This window comes from Tessaracoccus sp. MC1865 (assembly GCF_017815535.1).
Classification (GTDB): Bacteria; Actinomycetota; Actinomycetes; order Propionibacteriales; family Propionibacteriaceae; genus Arachnia.
The window spans coordinates 2,366,928-2,386,898 of sequence record NZ_CP072596.1; the positions used below are offsets into that span (position 1 = coordinate 2,366,928).

The 19,971-nt window shown below is 69.0% G+C and carries 17 protein-coding genes and 1 pseudogene; all 18 read right to left on the reverse strand.

Going from position 1 to position 19,971, the window contains the following annotated elements:
* Positions 1–21: 21 nt before the first annotated feature.
* The 18 genes and pseudogenes from J7D54_RS11035 to J7D54_RS11120 all read right to left on the reverse strand — a co-directional run bounded on the left by J7D54_RS11035 (position 22) and on the right by J7D54_RS11120 (position 19,892).
* Entirely contained in the window at positions 22–1,119 is a 1,098-nt protein-coding gene (locus J7D54_RS11035) for a PLP-dependent cysteine synthase family protein (protein ID WP_182763929.1), read from the reverse strand.
* A gap of 22 nt (positions 1,120–1,141) precedes the next feature.
* Positions 1,142–1,993 (reverse strand): annotated as a pseudogene (locus J7D54_RS11040) (phosphoribosylaminoimidazolesuccinocarboxamide synthase); the annotation flags it as partial.
* Complete coding sequence (locus J7D54_RS11045; protein ID WP_182763931.1) at positions 1,990–2,940, reverse strand: NAD(P)/FAD-dependent oxidoreductase; 951 nt, start codon at positions 2,938–2,940, stop codon at positions 1,990–1,992. The gene J7D54_RS11045 and the pseudogene J7D54_RS11040, both read right to left, overlap by 4 nt.
* 77 nt (positions 2,941–3,017) lie before the next feature.
* The gene (locus J7D54_RS11050) at positions 3,018–3,758 is read right to left on the reverse strand and encodes a sirohydrochlorin chelatase (RefSeq protein ID WP_182763932.1); all 741 of its coding nucleotides are present in this window, start codon (positions 3,756–3,758) and stop codon (positions 3,018–3,020) included.
* Positions 3,758–5,053 (reverse strand): sulfate adenylyltransferase subunit 1, encoded by a 1,296-nt coding sequence (locus tag J7D54_RS11055; protein WP_182763933.1) that lies wholly within the window; start codon positions 5,051–5,053, stop codon positions 3,758–3,760. Before J7D54_RS11055 ends, J7D54_RS11050 begins: the two co-directional genes overlap by 1 nt.
* Entirely contained in the window at positions 5,053–5,952 is a 900-nt protein-coding gene (gene cysD / locus J7D54_RS11060; protein ID WP_198928267.1) for a sulfate adenylyltransferase subunit CysD, read from the reverse strand. The genes J7D54_RS11055 and cysD overlap by 1 nt, the downstream gene beginning before the upstream one ends.
* Positions 5,949–6,665: a phosphoadenylyl-sulfate reductase gene (locus tag J7D54_RS11065; RefSeq protein WP_182763935.1), complete on the reverse strand. Its 717-nt coding sequence runs from the start codon at positions 6,663–6,665 to the stop codon at positions 5,949–5,951. Before J7D54_RS11065 ends, cysD begins: the two co-directional genes overlap by 4 nt.
* Positions 6,662–8,329, reverse strand: a complete 1,668-nt coding sequence (locus J7D54_RS11070; RefSeq protein ID WP_182763936.1) for a nitrite/sulfite reductase — start codon at positions 8,327–8,329, stop codon at positions 6,662–6,664. Before J7D54_RS11070 ends, J7D54_RS11065 begins: the two co-directional genes overlap by 4 nt.
* Positions 8,330–8,423: 94 nt before the next feature.
* Complete coding sequence (locus tag J7D54_RS11075) at positions 8,424–8,825, reverse strand: pilus assembly protein (RefSeq protein WP_182763937.1); 402 nt, start codon at positions 8,823–8,825, stop codon at positions 8,424–8,426.
* Between the two features lie 62 nt (positions 8,826–8,887).
* Complete coding sequence (gene purB, locus J7D54_RS11080; protein ID WP_182763938.1) at positions 8,888–10,318, reverse strand: adenylosuccinate lyase; 1,431 nt, start codon at positions 10,316–10,318, stop codon at positions 8,888–8,890.
* 50 nt (positions 10,319–10,368) lie between these two features.
* Positions 10,369–11,439, reverse strand: coding sequence for an ABC transporter permease (locus tag J7D54_RS11085; RefSeq protein ID WP_182763939.1), 1,071 nt, complete (start codon positions 11,437–11,439; stop codon positions 10,369–10,371).
* On the reverse strand, positions 11,436–12,509 hold the full coding sequence (locus tag J7D54_RS11090; RefSeq protein ID WP_182763940.1) for an ABC transporter permease: 1,074 nt from the start codon (positions 12,507–12,509) through the stop codon (positions 11,436–11,438). Before J7D54_RS11090 ends, J7D54_RS11085 begins: the two co-directional genes overlap by 4 nt.
* Complete coding sequence (locus J7D54_RS11095) at positions 12,506–14,068, reverse strand: sugar ABC transporter ATP-binding protein (protein ID WP_182763941.1); 1,563 nt, start codon at positions 14,066–14,068, stop codon at positions 12,506–12,508. Before J7D54_RS11095 ends, J7D54_RS11090 begins: the two co-directional genes overlap by 4 nt.
* Positions 14,069–14,149: 81 nt before the next feature.
* Positions 14,150–15,202 carry a substrate-binding domain-containing protein gene (locus J7D54_RS11100; RefSeq protein ID WP_182763942.1) on the reverse strand — a complete coding sequence of 351 codons (1,053 nt, stop codon included), beginning with the start codon at positions 15,200–15,202 and terminating at the stop codon, positions 14,150–14,152.
* Between the two features lie 97 nt (positions 15,203–15,299).
* The gene (locus J7D54_RS11105) at positions 15,300–16,328 is read right to left on the reverse strand and encodes a LacI family DNA-binding transcriptional regulator (RefSeq protein ID WP_182763943.1); all 1,029 of its coding nucleotides are present in this window, start codon (positions 16,326–16,328) and stop codon (positions 15,300–15,302) included.
* Between the two features lie 65 nt (positions 16,329–16,393).
* On the reverse strand, positions 16,394–17,260 hold the full coding sequence (locus J7D54_RS11110) for a MaoC family dehydratase (RefSeq protein ID WP_182763944.1): 867 nt from the start codon (positions 17,258–17,260) through the stop codon (positions 16,394–16,396).
* Between the two features lie 3 nt (positions 17,261–17,263).
* Positions 17,264–18,649 (reverse strand): 3-oxoacyl-ACP reductase, encoded by a 1,386-nt coding sequence (locus J7D54_RS11115; protein ID WP_182763945.1) that lies wholly within the window; start codon positions 18,647–18,649, stop codon positions 17,264–17,266.
* Between the two features lies 1 nt (position 18,650).
* Positions 18,651–19,892 (reverse strand): acetyl-CoA C-acetyltransferase, encoded by a 1,242-nt coding sequence (locus J7D54_RS11120; protein ID WP_182763946.1) that lies wholly within the window; start codon positions 19,890–19,892, stop codon positions 18,651–18,653.
* Positions 19,893–19,971 lie beyond the last annotated feature (79 nt).

The following is a 19,971-nucleotide window of genomic DNA, read 5'->3' on the forward strand; positions in this document are numbered from 1 at the left end:
TGGACTCTACGCGGCCGGCGCTCAGGCGGGGCCTGACTGACCGAGGAGATCCTCGGCCTGCTGCCGGTGGGGCGCCGGGTCGATTCCGTGCTCGGCCAGCCATGAATCGTGACCGTAGGTGGCCGCGTAGCGCTCGCCGGAGTCACAGATCAGCGACACGATGCTGCCGTTCTCCCCCGCCTCGTGCATCTGGCGCGCGATCTGCAGCGCGGCCCACAGGTTGGTGCCGGTGGAGGGCCCGACGGTGCGGCCCAGCACACCGGCGACGGCCTGGGCCATCGCCACGGAGGCTCCGTCCGGCACGGCGATCATGCGGTCGACGACCCCTGGCACGAAGCTCGGTTCCACCCGGCTGCGGCCGATGCCCTCGATGCGCGAGCCGCGGTCCGTGTGCACGCCCGGGTCGCCGTCGCGCCAACCGGGCAGGAACGCGGAGAAGTCCGGGTCTGCCACCGCGAGGCGCGTGGCGTGACGTCGATAGCGCACGTACCGCCCGATGGTGGCGGCCGTGCCGCCCGTGCCGGCGCTCACGACGACCCACGTCGGGATGGGGTGACGCTCGAGTTCCAACTGGCAGAAGATCGATTCCGCGATGTTGTTGTTGCCCCGCCAGTCCGTGACCCGCTCGGCGTGCGTGAACTGGTCGAGGTAGTGCCCCCCTGTCTCGCTGGCGAGGCGGGCGGCCTCGTCGGAGATCGCCGTCGGGTCGTTCACGAGGTGGCAGGTGCCGCCGGCGCGTTCGATGAGGCCGATCTTCTCCTCGCTGGTGGAGCGCGGGATGACGGCGATGAACTTCAACCCCAGCAACCGCGCGAAGTAGGCCTCGCTGACGGCCGTGGAGCCACTGGAGGACTCGATGACGGTGGTGTGCTCATGGATCTGCCCGTTGCACAGCGCGAAGAGGAACAGCGAGCGTGCCAACCGGTGCTTGAGGGAACCGGTCGGGTGCGTCGACTCGTCCTTGAGGTAGATGTCGACTCCGGGGTAAGCCCGCTGCGGGAGCCGGAGCAGGTGCGTATCGGCGGAGCGGTTTGCGTCGGCCTCCACCTTGCGGATGGCCTCGTGAACCCAGGCGCGGTCCACGGCGTCCGAGCGGTCGATGTCCTGGCCAGGTGTCATGTCAGGCTGCCGTGAAGTCCTCGCCCGTCAACCGGCGGTAAGCCTCGAGGTAACGGCTGCGGGTGGCGGCGACCACGTCGTCCGGAAGGGCCGGCGGCGGGGTGTCGGAGGCCCTGTCCCAGCCGGACTCCTTCGCCAGCCAGTCACGCACATACTGCTTGTCGAAGCTGGGCAACGACTCGCCCGGCGTCCAGAGGGCTGCGTCCCAGAAACGCGAGGAGTCGGGGGTGAGCACCTCGTCGGCCAGCACGAGCGTGCCGTCCGGGCGGCGGCCGAACTCGAACTTCGTATCGGCCAGGATGATGCCGCGGTCCGCGGCGAGCTCGGCGGCCCGCGAGTAGATCTGCAGCGTGAGGTCCCGCAACTGTGCAGCGAGCGCTTCGCCGTGGATGCCGGCGATGGTGGCGTAGTCGACGTTCATGTCGTGCTCCCCCATCGGCGCCTTGATGGCCGGCGTGAAGATGGGCTCGGGCAGCTTGTCACCGTCGCGCAGGCCCTCGGGCAGCGGCACCCCGCACACGGTGCGCGACTCCTGGTACTCCGTCCAACCGGACCCGGTCAGGTAGCCGCGCGCGACGCACTCCACCTCCACCATATCCAGCGACTCCACCAGCGTGGCGCGGCCAGCGACCGCCTCCGGCACCTCCGTGGAAACGACGTGGTTCTCGATGATGTCCGTGAGCTGGTCGAACCACCACAACGACAGCTGGGTCAGGATCGCACCCTTGTCGGGGATGAGCGTGCTCAGCACGTGGTCGTAGGCCGAGATGTTGTCGGTGGCGACCATCAGGATGCGCCCGTCCGCTGCGTACAACTCGCGGACCTTGCCCGCGTGCAGGAGGGGGAGGTTGAGGAGGTGCCCGTACTGACTCACCGGGTGAGCGTACCAATCCCGGCGCCGTCGCCCTGCGCCCGGTCGAAGTCCTCCTGGATCAGCGCCATGTTCACCGCACCGCCCGTCAGCGCCCCGGCACCCATGGCCATGGGGACGGTGGCGGCCGGGTTGACCACGTTCCCGACGGCCCAGATACGCCCTGAACTGGTGGCGCCCACCTCGTCGACCTCCAGGAGACTGCCCATCGGTCCGTTCGTGCGCGCCAGGTCGAGGTGGCGCAGGAACGTGTCGTGGGGTAAGGACTCGCCGCCGGTGAACAGCGCATCGATCTCCACAACGCGACCGTCGTCGGTCCGAACACCGCTGATTTCGTCCCCCTCGCCCAGCACCTCCGCCACGGCGCTGGTGACGAACTCGACCCCACGTGCCCGCAGCCGCGCCTCCTCATCTTCCTCGACGGGGTGCGTGGCCGCGGCGAAGAACACCACGTGGTCACTCCACTGCCTGATCAGCTGCGCCCGGTGCCCGTCCGTGGCGGACGTGGCCAGGACACCCAGCCGCTGACCCCGCACCTCCCATCCGTGGCAGTAGGGGCAGTGCAGGACGCTCCGGCCCCAGCGCGCGGCCAGCCCCGGCACCTCGGGAAGTTCGTCCGTCATGCCCGAGGCGACGACGAGGGCGCGCGCGGCGACCGCTTCACCGTTGGGAAGGCTGACGCGGACCCCCGCATCGGTCAGGTCCACGCGGTCCACCGCACCGCGGCGGATCTCCACCCCGTAGCGGCCCACTTCCTCCCTGCCTCTGGCAAGCAACTCGGCGGGGTCAACACCCTCGTTGCCCAATACGCCGTGCATGTGCTCCGAATAGCGGTTGCGGGGGCTGCCGCTGTCCACCACGAGCACCCGACGACAGGCTCGGCCCAGCATCAGCGCCGCCTGGAGACCCGCAACGCCGCCGCCCACCACGATCACGTCGTATTCGTTCATTGCTCTAGTGCACTGTCCCGGCGCCGGATCTGCAAGGCATTCTGCAGAATCCGCCGGGGGCCGCGGCACCGAAACCCTCAGGCGACCAGCGCTGGCGCCGCCGGATCCGCGTGCCGCAGCACAGTGGCGGTGTGATCGCCGTTCACGCGCGCCACCAGGAGATCCGCGAAGGCCCCGGTGTCGCCGAGGGCACCGGGCACCATGTCGATGCCGAGCGCTGCGCACCGGTCGACCATGCGGTCGCGCAGGATGCCCTCCGCCACCATGAAGCTCACCGCGACCACCCGCGACGCCTCGCCGCGCAGGCGCGGGACGACCTCTTCGACGGCGTCCCCGCCGTCGAGCGCGGCAACGGCCCATCGGCCCCACCCCAGCCGTGGAGAGGCGGTGATCGTGTCGGCCACTGCCGTCACGGCGGGGCGGTCGGAGGATCCTGCCACGAACACCAGCACCGCGGTGTCCGGTTCCGGCGGCACACCGGCCGCGGTGAGCGCCTCCTCGCAGGCCGCGAGCAGGCGAGAATCCGGGCCGAGGGGCGGCGTCGGCGTCACCGCGGAACCGTGCGCCTCGAGCGCCGCCACGGCGGCCGGGATGTCGACCCTCGCGTGGTAGGCCTTGGTCAGCAGCACGGGGGCCGCGACGGCGGGCCGGCCCTGCAGTGCGTGGGCCACGTCGTCGATCGTCGGGCCGTGGTGGTCCAGGTACGACGTGTGCACCTCGCGGCCCGGCTGGCGCAGCCGCACGGCGTCGGCGATCCGCTCGATGGCGGCCGCGTGGCGCGGGTCCGCCGAGCCGTGCGCGATCAGCACGATGTCCATCAGATCTCCGCCCCCGCGTAGCGGTCCGGAGCGTCGGCCATGCCCGCGGCCATGGTGGCACCGTCGGCTTCGTCGATCAACAGGAACGCCCCGGTGCGCCGCAGCTCGTGGTAGTCGTCGATGGGCAGGTCGTCGGCCAGCCGGATGCGGACGCGGCCGATGTCGTTGAGCTCCAACTGCTGAGGGGCGCGGATGTATTCGACGGCCTCGATGTCGAGCTGGTCCAGGATCTCCTCCACCAACGCCCGGACGGTGCGGGTGCCGGCCCGCAGCAGCACGCGGTCGCGGGGGCGCACCGGGCGCTCCGAGAGCACGCACACCATGCCGCTGACGGTGCGGGTGACGTGCCCGGGCTCTTCCGCAGAGGCGAGCAGGTCGCCGCGGGAGATGTCGATGTCATCTGCCAACCTGACCGTCACCGACTGCGGCGCGAAGGCCTCAGTGAGCTCGCGCACCGTGCCGTCGGCCTGACCCTGGTCGATGCCGACGACGCGCGAGCGGCGGCCAGAGGGCAGCACAGCGATCTCTTCGCCCACCCGGACGATGCCTGCGGAGATGCGTCCCGCGTAGCCGCGGTAATCGCGATGCCCGTCCGATTGCGGGCGTAGCACGGCCTGCACGGGCAGCCGCAGCGGCTGGGTGGCCGGGTTTGTGCCCACGGGCACCGCTTCGAGGTGCTCGAGCAACGTCGGGCCCGAGTACCAGGGTGTGTTGGCGGAGCGCTCCACCACGTTGTCGCCCCGCAGCGCCGAGAGCGGCACCGCGAGCACGTTCTGGATGTCGAAGCGCGCGGCCACCGTGCGGGCATCAGCGACGATCTCGGTGAAGCGGGATTCATCCCAGTCGACGAGGTCCATTTTGTTCACCGCGATCGCGACGTGCCGCACTCCCAGCAGCCCCGTCACTGCGAGGTGCCGACGCGTCTGTTCGACGACGCCGTGCCGCGCGTCCACCAGGATCAGCGCCAGCTCTGCCGTCGAGGCGCCGGTGACCATGTTGCGCGTGTACTGCACGTGGCCGGGGGTGTCGGCGAGTACGTAGGAGCGATTGGCCGTCGAGAAATAGCGGTACGCCACGTCTATGGTGATGCCCTGTTCGCGCTCGGCGCGCAGACCGTCGGTCAGCAGCGCCAGGTCCGGGCCCTCGAGCCCGCGCTCGCGGGACACCCGGTCCACGGCGTCGAGCTGGTCCGCCAGCACGGATTTGGTGTCGTACAACAGCCGGCCCACGAGCGTGGACTTACCGTCGTCGACGGAGCCCGCGGTGGCCAGACGGAGAAGGTCGTGCGTGCTCATCAGAAATACCCCTGCTTCTTACGGTCTTCCATCGCAGCCTCGGAGAGGCGGTCGTCGGCACGCGTGGCGCCGCGTTCCGTGATCCGCGAGGCAGCCACCTCGAGGATGACGTCCGACACCTCGCGGGCATCGGATTCGACGGCGCCGGTGCAACTCATGTCGCCGACGGTGCGGTAGCGCACCGTGCGGGTCTCGAGCGTCTCCCCGTTGGTCGGGCCGCCCCAATCGCCTGGCGCGAGCCACATGCCGTCACGCTGGAACAGTTCTCGTCGGTGGGCGTAGTACAGGCTGGGCAGCTCGATCTGCTCCCGCTCGATGTAGCGCCAGACGTCCAGCTCCGTCCAGTTGGACAGCGGGAACACCCGCACGTGTTCGCCCGGCGCATGCCGGCCGTTGTACAGGTCCCAGAGTTCGGGCCGCTGCCGACGCGGGTCCCAGGCGCCGAACGAGTCGCGCAGCGAGAAGACGCGCTCCTTGGCCCGGGCCTTCTCCTCGTCGCGGCGGCCGCCCCCGAAGACGGCGTCGAACCGGCCCTTCTCAATGGCGTCGAGCAGCGGCACTGTCTGCAGCGGGTTGCGGGTACCGTCGGCGCGCTCACGGAGCCTGCCGTCGTCGATGTAGTCCTGCACGCTGGCCACGTGGAGCCTGGCGCCGACGCGCTCGACGGTGCGGTCACGGTAGTCAAGCACCTCCGGGAAGTTGTGCCCGGTGTCGACGTGCAGCAGCGAGAACGGCAGCGGGGCGGGCGCGAACGCCTTGAGCGCCAGGTGCAGCATGACGACGGAATCTTTGCCGCCGCTGAAGAGGATCACGGGGCGTTCGAACTCGCCCGCGACCTCGCGGAAGATGTGGATGGCCTCTGATTCGAGGTGTTCCAGGTGGCTCAGGATGTAGCTCATGTGTGTAGTCCGCATTCCGTCTTGTTCTTGCCCGACCATCGGCCGGCCCTGGGATCCTCGCCGGCCGCGACCGGCCGGGTGCAGGGCTGACAACCGATGGACGGGTAGCCCTTCTGGCGCAGCGGGTTGAGGTGGACGTCCTCCTCGAAGGCGAACCGGTCGACGTCGTCGTCCGTCCACGCCGCGATGGGGTTGATCTTGATCATGGCGCGCTTGGCATCCCAACCGACGAGCGTGATGTCGGTACGGGTGGGCGCGTCGACGCGGCGCATGCCCGTCACCCAGGCACTGTGCCCGCTGATGGCGCGCTCCAGGGGCTCGACCTTGCGGATCGCGCAGCAGCGATCGGGGTTGGACTCGAAGAGCCGTGGCCCGTGCTGCGCAGCCTGCTCGTCGACGGTGAGCAGCGGCAGGACCGTGCGCAGCCGGACCCGGCCGGCGTAGTGGTCGCGCGTCTCGAGGGTTTCCGGGAAGTGGAAGCCGGTGTCGAGGAAGAACACGTCGAGAAATGGGGCGCTCTGGGCGATGAGCTCGACGAGCACCTCGTCACCCATGGACGAGGCGGCCGTCACGTCGGAGCCGAACGTGTCGGCCGCCCAGGTGAGCACCTCGCGGGTGAGCGCCACCCGCCCGAGGTGCCCCTGATAGCGCTCGTCGGCCTCCAGCCCCGTGAAACGCGCCTGCGCCTCTGCCGCGGTCTCGCGGAGGGTCATCGGAGGTCGTCCTCCTCCGCGCGGTGCGCCCACTGACGGAAGGATTCCCCGTCGATCCGCTGCGCGAGGAAGGTGCGAGCGAGCCGCTCGATGTACTCCGGCAGGTCTTCGGCGGCGACCTTCAGCGCCCGCGTCTTGCGCGCGAGCTGGGGTTCGAAGCCCAGGCCGCCGCCCAGGTGCACCTGGAAGATCTCCGTCAGGTTGCCGTCGGCGTCCTGCTGCACCATGCCCTTGAGGCCGACGTCCGCCACCTGAGTGCGGGCGCAGGCGTTCGGGCACCCGTTGACGTGGATGGTGAACGGCACGTCGAAGTCCGGCAGCCGAGCCTCGAGTTCCTCGACGACGGTGCGTGCCCGGGCCTTGGTCTCGACGAGCGCCAGCTTGCAGAACTCGATCCCGGTGCAGGCCATCACACCCCGGCGGAACTCAGAGGGGCGCGCCTGCAGGTCGAGTGGGTTGAGCGCCGCGACGAGGGCCTCCGTGTTCTCCAGGGGGACGTCGAGCACCAGCAACTTCTGGTGCGGGGTGAGGCGGACGCGCCCGGACCCGTACTGCGACGCCAGGTCGGCGATGCGCTTGAGGCGCGTGCCGGAGACGCGGCCGGCGATGGGGGCCACGCCCACCCAGAACAGCCCGTCGTTCTGCGGGTGGATGCCGATGTGGTCACGGCGTGCCTGCGACACGTCCGGGGCCGGACCGTCCACGAGGCGGCGGTGGAGGTACTCGTCCTCCAGCACCTGCCGGAACTTCTCCGGGCCCCAGTCCGCCATGAGGAACTTGAGGCGTGCCTTGTTGCGGAGGCGGCGATAGCCGTAGTCGCGGAAGATCGACGTGACGCCGGCCCACACGTCGGGGATCTCGTGCAGCGGCACCCATGCGCCCAGCCGCTGCGCGAAGATCGGGTTGACGGACAGTCCGCCGCCCACCCACAGGTCGAAGCCCGGCCCGTGCTGCGGGTGCACCACGCCGACGAACGAGATGTCGTTGGCCTCATGCACGATGTCGAGCGTGGTGTTGCCGGAGATGGCGGTCTTGAACTTGCGCGGCAGGTTGGAGAACTCCGGGTTGCCGATGTAGCGCTCCAGGATCTCCCGCACGGCGGGGGTGCCGTCGACCAGTTCGTTCGCCGCGATCCCCGCCACCGGGGAGCCGAGAATCACCCGGGGCACGTCGCCGCAGGCCTCGGTGGTGGAGAGCCCCACCGCTTCGAGACGCTCCCAGATTTCAGGGACGTCCTCGATGCGGATCCAGTGGAGCTGGATGTTCTGGCGGTCCGAGATGTCCGCGGTGTCGCGCGCGAACTCGGAGGAGATGCCGGCGATCACCCGCAGCTGTTCGTTGGACAGGGCGCCGCCGTCGGAGCGCACGCGCATCATGAAGAATTCAGCGTCGAGCTCCTCGGGCGCCAGCGTGGCCGTCTGGCCACCGTCGATGCCCTCCTTGCGCTGCGTGTAGAGGCCCCACCACCGCATGCGGCCCCGGAGGTCGTCGCCGGGGATCGACGCGAAACCCTGCTTCGAGTACACGTCGATGATCCGCTGGCGGACGTTCAGGCCGTCGTCGGCCTGCTTGAGTTCCTCGTTCGGGTTGAGCGGGGTCTTGTCGCCGTCCGCCCACGCGCCGGTCACCTGTACGCGCTTGGGCCGCGCTGCCACATCAGTCATGGGGGGTCCTTCTCTAGGGCCTTGTCACCCGCCCACAACCAGCCAGATGGCCCACCTCATTCCCCTCATCTCCTGCAGCGAACATGTCAATTCTTCAACTACGCGTCACGGGTACGCCGCGTGCGGCACCCTCACCCTCGACCGCGATGCCGTGGATGCCGATGAGACCGAGGAACACGGTGTCATAGGTGCCCCGCACCGTGACGTGCGCACCCGAGGCCTGCGTGAGCCGCACGTCGGCGGTGTAGCCGGCTCCCTGTGCGAAACCGAGGGCCGCCCGCTTGCCTGCCGCGATGTCCAGCCCGACGCCGGCGTCCGTCAGCGACACCTGGTGCGTGGCGGCGCGGGCTGCCTGGGCCGCGATCTCCCGGGCCTCCTGCTCGGCCGCGGCGTGTCCGGCGAAGTCCACCCCGAGGCCGACGGTGACGATGAACGCGGGGAGGGCCACCGCTGTCCAGACGGACAGCGACAACCCTCTCTCGTTTCTGCGACGCATGCCGCCATTGAACAGGTCTCCCGGGTCACCGTGTCCGGTGCTGCGGTCAGGCTGTGGACAACTCAGAGCACGGATCCCGGGCGGTAGGCCGCGGCCTCGGGATCAGCCTCGACGATCTCCGCCACCCGGGCGACGACGCGCGCCACCTGCGCCTGGGCCGTGCCGGCCAACTCGAGGGGGCTGCCCACGAGCCCGCCCAGTTCGTCGCGCGTGAGGCCGAGCCTGTCGTCGGAGGCCAGCCTGTCGAGCAGGTCGTTGGTGCGCGCGCCCTCGCGCAGATCCAGCGCCACGGCGACGGCGTGCTCCTTGATCGCCTCGTGCGCCACCTCGCGGCCGACGCCCTTGCGCACCGCCGCCATCAGCACCTTGGTGGTGGTGAGGAAGGGCAGGTAGCGCTCGAGTTCGGCCTCGATGACAGCCGGGAAGGCGCCGAAGTCTGCCAGCACTGTGAGGAAGGTCTCGAACAGCCCGTCGAGGGCGAAGAACGCGTCGGGCAGCGCGACGCGGCGCACCACGGAGCAGGACACGTCGCCCTCGTTCCACTGGTCGCCGGCGAGCTCACCCAGCATCGAGACGTAGCCGCGCAGGATGACCGCGAGGCCGTTGACGCGCTCGCAGGAGCGGGTGTTCATCTTGTGGGGCATGGCCGACGAGCCGACCTGGCCCTCCTTGAACCCCTCGGTGACCAGTTCGATGCCTGCCATCAGGCGGATGGTCGTGGCTACATTCGAGGGAGCGGCGGCGATCTGCGCGAGGGCGGTCACCGCGTCGTAGTCCAGGGAGCGCGGGTAGACCTGACCGGTGGAGGTGAACACCGCGCCGAAGCCGAGTTCCTCAGCGATGCGGCGTTCCAGCTCGGCCAGCTTGTCAGCGTCGCCCCCGAGAAGGTCCAGCATGTCCTGCGCCGTCCCGACGGGGCCCTTGATACCGCGGGCAGGGTAGCGGGTGATCAGGTTGTCGAGCCGGTCGAGCGAGACGAGCAGTTCGTCGGCGGCGGTGGCGAACCGCTTGCCGAGCGTGGTGAGTTGCGCGGCGACGTTGTGCGAGCGGCCTGTGAGCGGCTGGTCGGCGTACTGCGTGGCCAGGCGGGCGAGCTCGGAGAGCGTGGCGACGACGCGGACGCGTACCACCCGCAGCGATTCGAGCACCTGCAGTTGCTCGATGTTCTCGGTGAGGTCGCGCGAGGTCATGCCCTTGTGGATGTGCTCGAACCCGGCGAGCGCGTTGAATTCCTCGATGCGAGCCTTCACATCGTGGCGGGTGACGCGCTCGCGCTCATCGATGGAAGCCAGATCCACCTGGTCGACGACGCTCTCGTAGGCCGCGATCACCTCGTCGGCGTCAGCGCCCCCGAAGTCGACGCCGAGGTCGCGTTGGGCCCGGAGCACTGCGAGCCACAGCTTCCGCTCGGAGATGATCTTGGCCTTGGGGGCCCATATCTGGCGCATCTGCGTCGACGCGTAACGGTTGGCCAGCACATTGGGGACGCTCATGGCCAAATCCTAGCCTCCCCCTTCTGGCCCTGCGCTCGCTGGGCGTCCTGTCAACGCCCGCTTCGCCTCTTGGCCAACAACCGCTGGAGCAGGACGAACACCAACAGCACTGCGCCCGTGATGATCGTCAGGTACTGCGGGTCGATCGAGCCGTCCTTCGTGATGATCAACCGCAACACCTGCAACACCAGAACCCCGATGACCGACCCCAGCACGTAGCCCGCCCCTCCCGTCAGCAGGGAGCCCCCGATGACGACGGCCGCGATCGCGTCGAGCTCCCAGCCCAAGCCCGTCACGTTGCGCGCCGAGCCCTGCACGCTGGCGGTGTACACCACCGCCGCCAAGCCCGAGCATGCGCCCGAGATCACGTAGATCAGCAGCCGCGTCCGCGCCACGGGCAGCCCCATCAACTCGGCCGAGTTCTCCGACCCCCCAATGCCGTACACCGTGCGCCCCATCCGAGTGCGGTGCATGAAGAACACGGCGCCGAGCACGACGAGGAGCGCGATCATCACCCCAGGAGTGACCGTGAAGTCGTTGACCTTGGGCCCGTCGTACAGCTTCCACCTCGTCGACAGCCACTCGAACGGAGAGCCCTCGGGCGCCCGGACCACGTCAGTGGTGAGCATCGACGCGAGCCCGCGCGCCAGGAACATCATCGCCAAGGTCGCGATGAAGGGCTGAACGTTGAAGAACTGCACCATGACCCCGGCGAACAGCCCGAACAGCGACGCGAGGACGATCATCGCCAACACGCCCAGCCACCCGTTGAGGCCCTGGCCCATCAGCATCACCCCGGCCACGGAGCTGAAGGCGACCACGGCCCCGACGGACAGGTCGATGCCGGCCGAGATGATCACCAGCGTCATGCCCACCGCGAGGATGAGCATGGGTGCCGCTCCTCCCAGCAGGTCCGACATCGTGCCGGGGTGGAACACCCGACCGTAGGCGACCTGCGCGTAGATGAGCATGCCCAGCAGCAGCGCCAACGCGATCAGGGTGGGCAGCAGGCGCTGGGCGCGATGCCACCACCCGGCCACGCCACTCGCGCGGGATTCCTGGGCGCGAGGCAGATCGGGTGCAGGCCGCACCTCGTCGACGAGCGTGTTCGGCGCGTTCACGACACGACCTCCTTCGGTTCAGACCCGGATCTTCTGCCCGACGGCGCCGCGGGCGCCCCGGGCGTCTTCCGGCGGAACAGCAGATTACGGATCCGCTCGGACTGCAGCAGCACGAGGACGATGATCACCAATGCCTTGAACGCGGGCGTGGCGGCTGACGGCACTCCCAGGAACACCACGGTCTTGTTGAGGGTCGCGATCAGCAGTGCGCCCATCGTCGAGCCTAGGACGGAGAACTTGCCCCCCGCCAGGGAGGTGCCACCGATCACGACCGCCAAGATCGCGTCCATCTCCATCAGGTTGCCGGTGCTCGACGGGTTGACCGTCATCACCTCGGAGACGTTGAACATCCCGGCGACCGCGGCCAGGACGGCCGCCAGCGCATAGACGGCGATGAGGATGGGCCGCGGCCGGATGCCCGCCAGGCGGCTGGCGTGCGGGTTGATCCCGATGGATTCGATCATCAACCCCAGCGCAGTGCGCCGCATCAACAGCGCGACGAGCACGACGATGACGAGCGCAAGCACGAAGCTGGTGGGGATGCCCAGAATCTGGCCGTTGGCCAGCAGCCGGAAGGGCTCGTTGCGCGCGTTGGTGTTCTGCCCGCCCGTGACCACCCGGGCGATCCCGCGGGCGGCCATCATCATCACCAACGTGGTGATGAACGGCTGCAGCCCCACGACGGCGACCAATACGCCGTTGACGGCGCCGAGCACGACGGCCAGGAGCACCGCAAGGCCGATCGCCTGCAGCATCGCGGCGACCGACGTCGGGTCGCTCAGGTTGCTGAGCGTCTGCATCGCGACGGCGCCGCCGACCGCCATCATCGAACCCACCGACAGGTCGATGCCCTCGGTGGCGATCACGAACGTCATCCCCAGGGAGATCATGATGATCGGCGCGGAGACGCGCAGGATGTCGAGGACGTTGCCCGTCATCATCCCAGTCGTCGGGTTCAGGCCGACGGACAGGTAGCGCGGATCCTTGAACGTGTTGACCAGCAGCAGCACCGCGATGCCGACGATGGCCCAGAACCACGAGGCCCGAAGGACCGTCTTGACCCGGCTCATGCCCCGGCCCCCGTCCCGGCGCTGGCGCGCTCCTCGGCCCCGGGCTCGGATTCCGCCGCGATGATCGAGACGATGGACTCGGCGCTCACGCCCGGGCCGTTGACCACTTCGCCCACCTTCTCGCGGTCCTTCAGGATGACGATGCGCTCGGACAGACGCACCACCTCCTCCAGCTCGGAGGAGATGAACACGACGCTCATGCCGCCGTGCGCAAGTTCGGCGACAGTCTCCTGGATGTCCGCCTTGGCCCCGACGTCGATACCTCGGGTGGGCTCGTCGAGCAGAAGCAGCTCGGGGTTGGTGGCGAGCCAGCGGCCGAGCAGCACCTTCTGCTGGTTGCCGCCGGACAGCAGCCGGATGGGGCGGTCAGGGTCCCGTGGCCGCACGTCGAATCGCTCCATGTAGGTGTCGACGAGCTTGTCGACCTCCCTGGCTCGGACCCTGCGCATCCAGCCGCGGCGGGCCTGGACGGCCAGCATGATGTTCTCGCGCACGCTGAGGTCGCCGACGACGCCGTCCTCGCGCCGGTTCTCGGTGGAGTAGGCGATTCCGTGCGCGAGGCCCGCCACCGGCGACCCGATGGTCACCTTGCGGCCCTTGACCTCGATCGTGCCGGAATCCGCCTTGTCCGCGCCCGCGATCAGCCTCGCGAACTCGGTTCGTCCGGAACCGAGCAGGCCGGCGAAGCCCACCACTTCACCGGGGTGGATCTCCACGTCCGTGGGGTTGATGGCGCCCTTGCGCCCCAGGGCCTTCGCGGAGAGCAGCGGCGTTCCGGTGCGGTCCCGCGCCTCCCTCTGGCGGTTCGAGCCCAGCGCCTTGAGCGACTCGAAGTCCTTGCCGATCATCTTCGAGATCAACTCGGTGCGGTTGAGTTCGTCGACGAGGTACTCGCCCACGAACTGCCCGTTCCGCAACACGGTGATCCGGTCGCTGATCTCATACACCTGATCGAGGAAGTGGGAGACGAACAGGATGGCGACGCCCTGATCGCGCAGGTGGCGGATCACGGTGAAAAGCACCTCGACCTCGTTGGCGTCGAGGCTCGACGTCGGCTCGTCGAGGATCAGCACGGTGGAATCCGTGGCCATCGCCCGCGAGATCGCCACCAACTGCTGCAGGGCGATCGAGATCGACGACAGGGGCGCCCGCGGGTCGAGGTGTCCCAGACCCAACCGCGACAGCGCCCTGCGGGCCTCCTCGTGCGTCTTGCGCCAGTTGATGCCAACCGGTCCGCTGACCTCATGGCCGAGCATGACGTTCTCGCCGATGCTCAGGTTGGCGCAGAGGTTGACCTCTTGGTAGACGGTGGAGATGCCAGCCGCCTGGGCCGAGGCCGTGCCGGTGAGGTGCCGCTCAACCCCGCCGACGAGGATCTTGCCGGAGTCAATCTGGTAGACGCCCGTGAGCGCCTTGATGAGCGTGGACTTGCCGGCCCCGTTCTCCCCCATCAGGGAGTGCACCTCGCCCGGAAGCAGGCGGAAGCTCACGTCATCTAGCGCCTTGACGCCGGGAAACGTGATGGACACCCGCTGGACCTCGACGACGGGCTCGGTCATCGTGCACGCACCTCTCGTGTGAGCGTGGGGCCGCCGGATCACCGGCGGCCCCGCGCGGTTTCGGAACTGCCTAGCCTCAGGCTAGAAGCCCATGCCGTCGTCCAGCGCCTTCTGGCCCGCCTCGGCGGAGTCGAAGGCCTCGCCCGGGACGATGATGGTCTTCTCGACCGACTCGCCCGCCAGCGCCTTGTTCACCGCGTCGATGGCCAGATCGCCGAAGAACGGGTTGTACTGAGCCACGAAGCTCAGATCGCCTGCCGCCAACGCCTCAAGCGCGCCGGAGGTGCCGTCGATGGTGGCGATCTTGACGTCGGTGCCAGGGGTCAGGCCCGCATCCTTCACGGCCTGCGCCGCGCCGATGCCCATCTCGTCGTTCTGCGCGAAGATGAACTGGATGTCGTTGTTGTTGGCGCGTAGCACGGTCTCGGTGACCGACTTGCCTTCATCGGCACTCCAGTTCGCCGTCTGGGAGCCCACCTTGTTCCAGCCCTCAGCGCCGGCGATGGCGCCTTCGAAGCCCTCGTTGCGCTCGTTGACCACGGACAGGCCGGGCACGCCTTCGAGCACGTAGTAGTTGGCTCCGTCGGGGAAGGCCGTCAGTGCCCACTCCCCCACCTGCGCCGCTACTGCGACGTTGTCGGGGGCGATGCGGGTGACGTAAAGGTCTTCGTTGCCTTCGACGCCGCGGTCCAGCAGGATGACCGGGATCTCCGCCTCCTGGGCCAGCGCGAGCGAATCGCCCCAGCCGGACGCTTCGGTGGCGGTGAGCAGGATCACGTCGACCTCGTCGTTGACGAAGGTGTTGAACGCGTTGATCTGCGAGTTCTGGTCTGTCGGGCTCGACGCCGGCGCGTACTTGAGGTCGAAGCTGGCGTCTGCTCCGAATGCGTCGCGGACGGCCTTCTCGTGTGCATCGCGCCATCCGCCTTCGGGACCTACGGCCACGTAGCCGACGGTAATGGCGTCGCTGCCGGCATCGGTAGCGGGATCTGTGGTAGTGCCGGAGGTGGCTCCGGCGGTGGCATCGGTTGTGGGCTCGGGATCTGCGTCACCCGCACACCCGGCCATCGTGAGGGCTAACGCCCCCGCAGCGAAGAAAGTGATGAGAGCGCGTGCCCCTTTGGTAAATGCCATGGTCTCCTCCTCGAGCCGGCTGGTCGCCAAATTGGCGTTGTTACCGAGAACATTCTTGCACTAGCGGCAACAATCGCGCCATGGGAACCACTGGGTGTTACCCCTTCGTTACTATGCGCGGGAGGGCGGTCGAGGATCTGACCAGGAGCTCGGGCTCGATCAGCTCCCTGTCCTCCACTGTGCGCCCCTCGATCGCCGCGATCAGTTCGAGGAGGACGAGGCGCCCCAGCGCCGCGAAGTCCTGCCGCACGGTGGTCAAGGGTGGGAGGAAGTGGCGCGCATCCGGTATGTCGTCGAACCCGACGACGCTGACGTCCTCAGGGACTCTGATGCCCCGGTCCATGAAGCCATGGATCATGCCCAGCGCCATCTGGTCGTTGGCCGCGAAGATGGCGGTGGCCCCACGAAGCTCGACTGCGCTCGCGAAGGCGTATCCCGAATCCGACGACCAGTCGCCCTTGGCCGGCTCGACGATCGGCAGCCCTGCCTCCCCCAACGCCGCGCGCCACGCATCGGCCCGGGCGCGGGCGTCGAACCAATCCAGGGGGCCGGCCAGATGGAGGATGTTGCGGTGGCCGAGCTCCAGGAGGTGGGCCATGGCCATCGACGCCCCGGCCCGCTGGTCCACGGAGGCGGTGTGAAGGTCGGCGTCCGGCTCCTCCTTGATCACCAGCATGGGCACCGCGATTGGGCCCTCGCGGAGCCTGTCCAGAGAGGAGGCCCTGGGCGCGATGACGCATAGGGCGTCCACCCCCTGCTTACGGAAGTCCGCCAGGCCTGCGTCGACGTGTCCGTCGTCGTCACCGGTGGCCGCATACGCGGTGACCGCATACCCGTGCCGACGGGCGGCGCTCTCGACTGCACGCAGCGTCGTGTTGGGTCCGTATTCGGAGGGCGAATCGACGAAAGCGCCGATGCGCATCGTCCGGTTGGTCTTCAGCGCCCTGGCGATCGAGCTACGCGTGAAGCCGAGTTCGTCGATGGCCGCCAGCACGCGGAGGCGCGTAGCCTCGCGGATGTTGGGGTGCCCGTTCAGGACCCGCGACACCGTCGTGTGGGAGACCCCGGCCTGCGCAGCCACGTCGTAGATGCTCGGCCGACCCACAACACCAGTCTGGATACTCATCACCGCCCTCCCGTCACGCCCTGTGATCATGATATGTCCCAGGGGGACGCGCGGACGGGCGGCGGTCAGCTTCTCGCGGGGCTCAACTCGCCGACCAGGTGCGGCTTGCCCTCCTTGCTCACGACGGCGAAACGCCGGCTCCCGTCCTGCTCGATGGCGGTGAAGCCCACCTTGCCGGGCAGCAGAATGGGTTTGGCGAACTGCACCTGCACCTCGTACGCCTCCGGCAGCCGACCACCCAGTGCGGCCACCGCCCGCGCGTGCGTCCACATGCCGTGGATGATCGGGCGCGGGAAGCCGAAGAGCCTCGCCGTGAGCGGGTACAGGTGGATGGGGTTCGAGTCGCCGGAGACCTTGGCGTACTGCCGGCCGAGATCCGCAGGCAGCCGCCACAGTTGCGACGGCGCCGTCGTGGGCGCAGCCAGGCGCACCGACTTCCCTGGTTCGCCGTCGACCTTCGCGCCGGTGGCCAGATAGTTGGAGGTGCCGCTCCACACCAGTTCGTCGCCCGCATGGATCTCGCCGACCATGTCGAACGCCGCGCCCTTCGCATGCGGTGCCAAGTTCTCCGTCCGCACCGACATCCTCAGGCGTTCGCCCACCCGGACCGCCCGGTGGAGCCGCATCGTGTTGGTCACGTGCACGAGCCCGGCCAGCGAGAACGGGAAGTCGTCCTGCGCCATCAGCGCCGCCTGGAGCGGGAACGTCTGCACGTGCAGCCACGTGGCGGGCACCTCGTCGCGGAGGGAGAACCCGGTGACGCGGCAGTACTCTGCGAGGCGCGCCACGTCCTGCCCCTGGTCCATCACCAGGAAGGAACGCTCCGGCAGTTGGGCGCGTCGGCCCTTCTTGGTCACCGCACCGGTCAGGGCCTTGAGCAGCAACTTGTTGACGTCGGGCAGTTCCCGCAACTCGATCACATCGCGTCCCATGGCTCAGGCCCCCACGAGGTTCTGGCCACACACCCGGATGACCTGACCGTCGACTCCGCCGGAGGCGGGGCCGCAGAGGTAGGCGAGGGTCTCGGCGACATCGACTGGCTGACCACCCTGGCTCAGCGAGTTCGTGCGGCGGAAGATCTCGCGCTGCAGGAACGGGATGGCCGCGGTCATCTCCGTTTCGATGAAGCCGGGGGCCACAGCGTTGGTCGTGATGGGCCGGTCCCGGAGTTCGTCGCGCATCGCCCAGACCAGGCCCATGACCCCCGCCTTCGACGCCGCGTAGTTGGTCTGGCCCTTGTTACCGGCGACACCGGAGGTCGAGGCGATCCCGACGATGCGGGCCTCCTCGCCGAGCCCGCCAGGGACGTCGTTGTTCAGGAGGTACTCGTTGATACGCATCTCGGCGGCGAGGTTCACGTCGAGGACGGAGCCCCACAGTTTCTCGTCGAGGTTGGCGAGCATCCTGTCGCGGGTGATGCCCGCGTTGTGGACGACGGCCCAGATGTGACGGCCGGGGTACCGGGAGGCGACATGCGCAGCAATGCGTGCACCCGCGTCGGGGACCGTGATGTCGAGCTGCAGCGCGGAGCCCTGCACCTCGTTGGCGACCTTGGCCAGCGCGTCCCCGGCGCCGGGGATGTCGACGGCGACCACCAGGGCCCCGTCGCGCGCGAACGTGCGGGCGATGGCCGCGCCGATACCGCGGGCGGCGCCGGTCACCACGACGAGGCGGTCCGCGAACGGCTGGTCGGTCACGTCATGAGCGATCTCCGCCGGCCCGACGCGCCACGCCTGACCGGAGACGAACGCAGAGCGGCCCTCCAGCAGGAATGACATCGTCGACGCGAGGTCCGACGCAGACGCCCCACCGCGCAGGAAGACCAGGTTCGACGTGGCGCCGCCCCGCAGTTCCTTGCCGACGGTGCGGTTGATGCCGTCGATGGCCTGCGCCACCGTCTTCGCCTCGAGGCCCTCGACCTCCGAGGCGTCGGTGGCGAGCAGGATGACGCGCCCGGAGGGTTCCAGCCCGCGCATGACCGGGCGCAGCAGTTGGCGTAGCCCTTCCAGTTGGGCGATCTCCCGCAGTCCCGTCGCGTCGACGACGAGCGCTCCCGGGCGCTGGGGGTAACGCGGCGCCTGCGCGCGCCCCTTCTCGTCCTTGGTCCGCTTGTCGGCCACGTCCAGGAGCGGCTCCCCGGGAGTCACGCCCAGCCGGGCGAGCGTTTCGCGGGCGATGCCGCCCCCGTCGAGTTCACCCAGCAGCACCTCGCCCGTGGGCATGGTGCGGCCACGACGCAGGGTGGGTGGTTCTGACACGCCCAGCTTGCCGGCGACGAACTTTCCGGCGGGCGTCCCGTAGATCATTTCGAGAACGTCCATGTCAGGCCTCCAAAATGGCGACGATGCCCTGGCCACCGGCCGCGCAGATCGAGATCAGCCCGCGCGAGCCGGGTCCCTTGGCGGCCAGCATCTTGGCAAGCGAGGCGGCGATCCGGCCGCCGGTGGCGGCGAACGGATGTCCCGTGGCCAACGACGACCCCTTCACGTTCAGCTTGGCGCGGTCCACTTCACCCAGCCCCTGCTCCTCGAGTGACTTCAGGGTGGCCACCACGGTGGAGGCGAACGCCTCGTGGAACTCGTAGAGATCGAAGTCCTGCAGCGTGAGCCCGTTGCGCTTCAGCAGTTCCGGGATGGCCCGAGCGGGAGCCATCAGGAGGTCCTCGGAGCCGGTCACGTAATCCGACGCGGCGACCTGCGCATCGACGACCTTGGCCAGCACCGGCCACCCCTGGGCCCGGGCGTGTTCCTCCTCCGCGAGCAGCACCAGTGCGGCGCCATCGGTGAGTGCCGTGGAGTTGCCGGCCGTCATGGTGGCGTTGTCCCTGCCGAACACGGTGCGCAGTTTGCCCAGCGCCTCGACGGTGGTCTCGGGTCGCAGGATGCCGTCCTTCGCGACCTTCAGATAGGGGGTGACGAGGTCGTCGAAGAAGCCCTCGTCCCAGGCCCCGGCGAGCCGCTGGTGCGACTGGTAGGCCAGTTCGTCCTGCTCTTCGCGACTGACGCCCCACTTGGTGGTGGTCATCGCCTGGGACTCGCCCATGCTGAGCCCGGTGCGGGGCTCCACGACGGCGGGCGGCACCGGCATCAGGTCCCCCGGGCGCAGCTTACTCAGCGCGGCCAGTTTCTCGGGCACGTTCCTCGCCCGGTTCAGGGCGAGCAGAGCCCGACGCAGCGGTTCAGTGACGACGATGGGCGCATCCGAGGCGGAGTCGACACCGCCGGCGATCGCCACGTCGGCCTGGCCGAGCCGGATCTTGTTCGAGGCGTAGACGACGGCCTCCAGGCCCGTTGCGCAGGCCTGCTGGAGGTCGCACGCCGGCGTCAACGGCGACAGTGCCGAGCCGAGCACCGCCTCGCGGGTGAGGTTGAAGTCGCGGGTGTGCTTCAGGACGGCCCCGGCCACCACCTCGTCGACCTTCTGCCCGGCCAGCCCGAAGCGGGCGACCAGGCCGTCGAGGGCGGCCGTGAGCAGGTCCTGAGCGGACGCCGCGGCGTACTTGCCGCCGGCCTTGACGAACGGGGTGCGGTTACCGCCGACCACCACCGCAGTGCGTGAGTTCATGAGGGATCCTCCGGAGCGCGGAAACATTATCTGTGACCGAGGGTAGCAGGTACGCGGAGTTTCGGGTACCGTGAGTTAC

What these genes read in the sequence shown, in the direction of transcription:
- J7D54_RS11035 (WP_182763929.1), bottom strand. Translation starts at nt 1,119, where the DNA reads ATGACACCTGGCCAGGACATCGACCGCTCGGACGCCGTGGACCGCGCC.
- J7D54_RS11045 (WP_182763931.1), bottom strand. Translation starts at nt 2,940, where the DNA reads ATGAACGAATACGACGTGATCGTGGTGGGCGGCGGCGTTGCGGGTCTC.
- J7D54_RS11050 (WP_182763932.1), bottom strand. Translation starts at nt 3,758, where the DNA reads ATGGACATCGTGCTGATCGCGCACGGCTCGGCGGACCCGCGCCACGCG.
- J7D54_RS11055 (WP_182763933.1), bottom strand. Translation starts at nt 5,053, where the DNA reads ATGAGCACGCACGACCTTCTCCGTCTGGCCACCGCGGGCTCCGTCGAC.
- cysD (WP_198928267.1), bottom strand. Translation starts at nt 5,952, where the DNA reads ATGAGCTACATCCTGAGCCACCTGGAACACCTCGAATCAGAGGCCATC.
- J7D54_RS11065 (WP_182763935.1), bottom strand. Translation starts at nt 6,665, where the DNA reads ATGACCCTCCGCGAGACCGCGGCAGAGGCGCAGGCGCGTTTCACGGGG.
- J7D54_RS11070 (WP_182763936.1), bottom strand. Translation starts at nt 8,329, where the DNA reads ATGACTGATGTGGCAGCGCGGCCCAAGCGCGTACAGGTGACCGGCGCG.
- J7D54_RS11075 (WP_182763937.1), bottom strand. Translation starts at nt 8,825, where the DNA reads ATGCGTCGCAGAAACGAGAGAGGGTTGTCGCTGTCCGTCTGGACAGCG.
- purB (WP_182763938.1), bottom strand. Translation starts at nt 10,318, where the DNA reads ATGAGCGTCCCCAATGTGCTGGCCAACCGTTACGCGTCGACGCAGATG.
- J7D54_RS11090 (WP_182763940.1), bottom strand. Translation starts at nt 12,509, where the DNA reads ATGAGCCGGGTCAAGACGGTCCTTCGGGCCTCGTGGTTCTGGGCCATC.
- J7D54_RS11095 (WP_182763941.1), bottom strand. Translation starts at nt 14,068, where the DNA reads ATGACCGAGCCCGTCGTCGAGGTCCAGCGGGTGTCCATCACGTTTCCC.
- J7D54_RS11100 (WP_182763942.1), bottom strand. Translation starts at nt 15,202, where the DNA reads ATGGCATTTACCAAAGGGGCACGCGCTCTCATCACTTTCTTCGCTGCG.
- J7D54_RS11105 (WP_182763943.1), bottom strand. Translation starts at nt 16,328, where the DNA reads ATGAGTATCCAGACTGGTGTTGTGGGTCGGCCGAGCATCTACGACGTG.
- J7D54_RS11110 (WP_182763944.1), bottom strand. Translation starts at nt 17,260, where the DNA reads ATGGGACGCGATGTGATCGAGTTGCGGGAACTGCCCGACGTCAACAAG.
- J7D54_RS11115 (WP_182763945.1), bottom strand. Translation starts at nt 18,649, where the DNA reads ATGGACGTTCTCGAAATGATCTACGGGACGCCCGCCGGAAAGTTCGTC.
- J7D54_RS11120 (WP_182763946.1), bottom strand. Translation starts at nt 19,892, where the DNA reads ATGAACTCACGCACTGCGGTGGTGGTCGGCGGTAACCGCACCCCGTTC.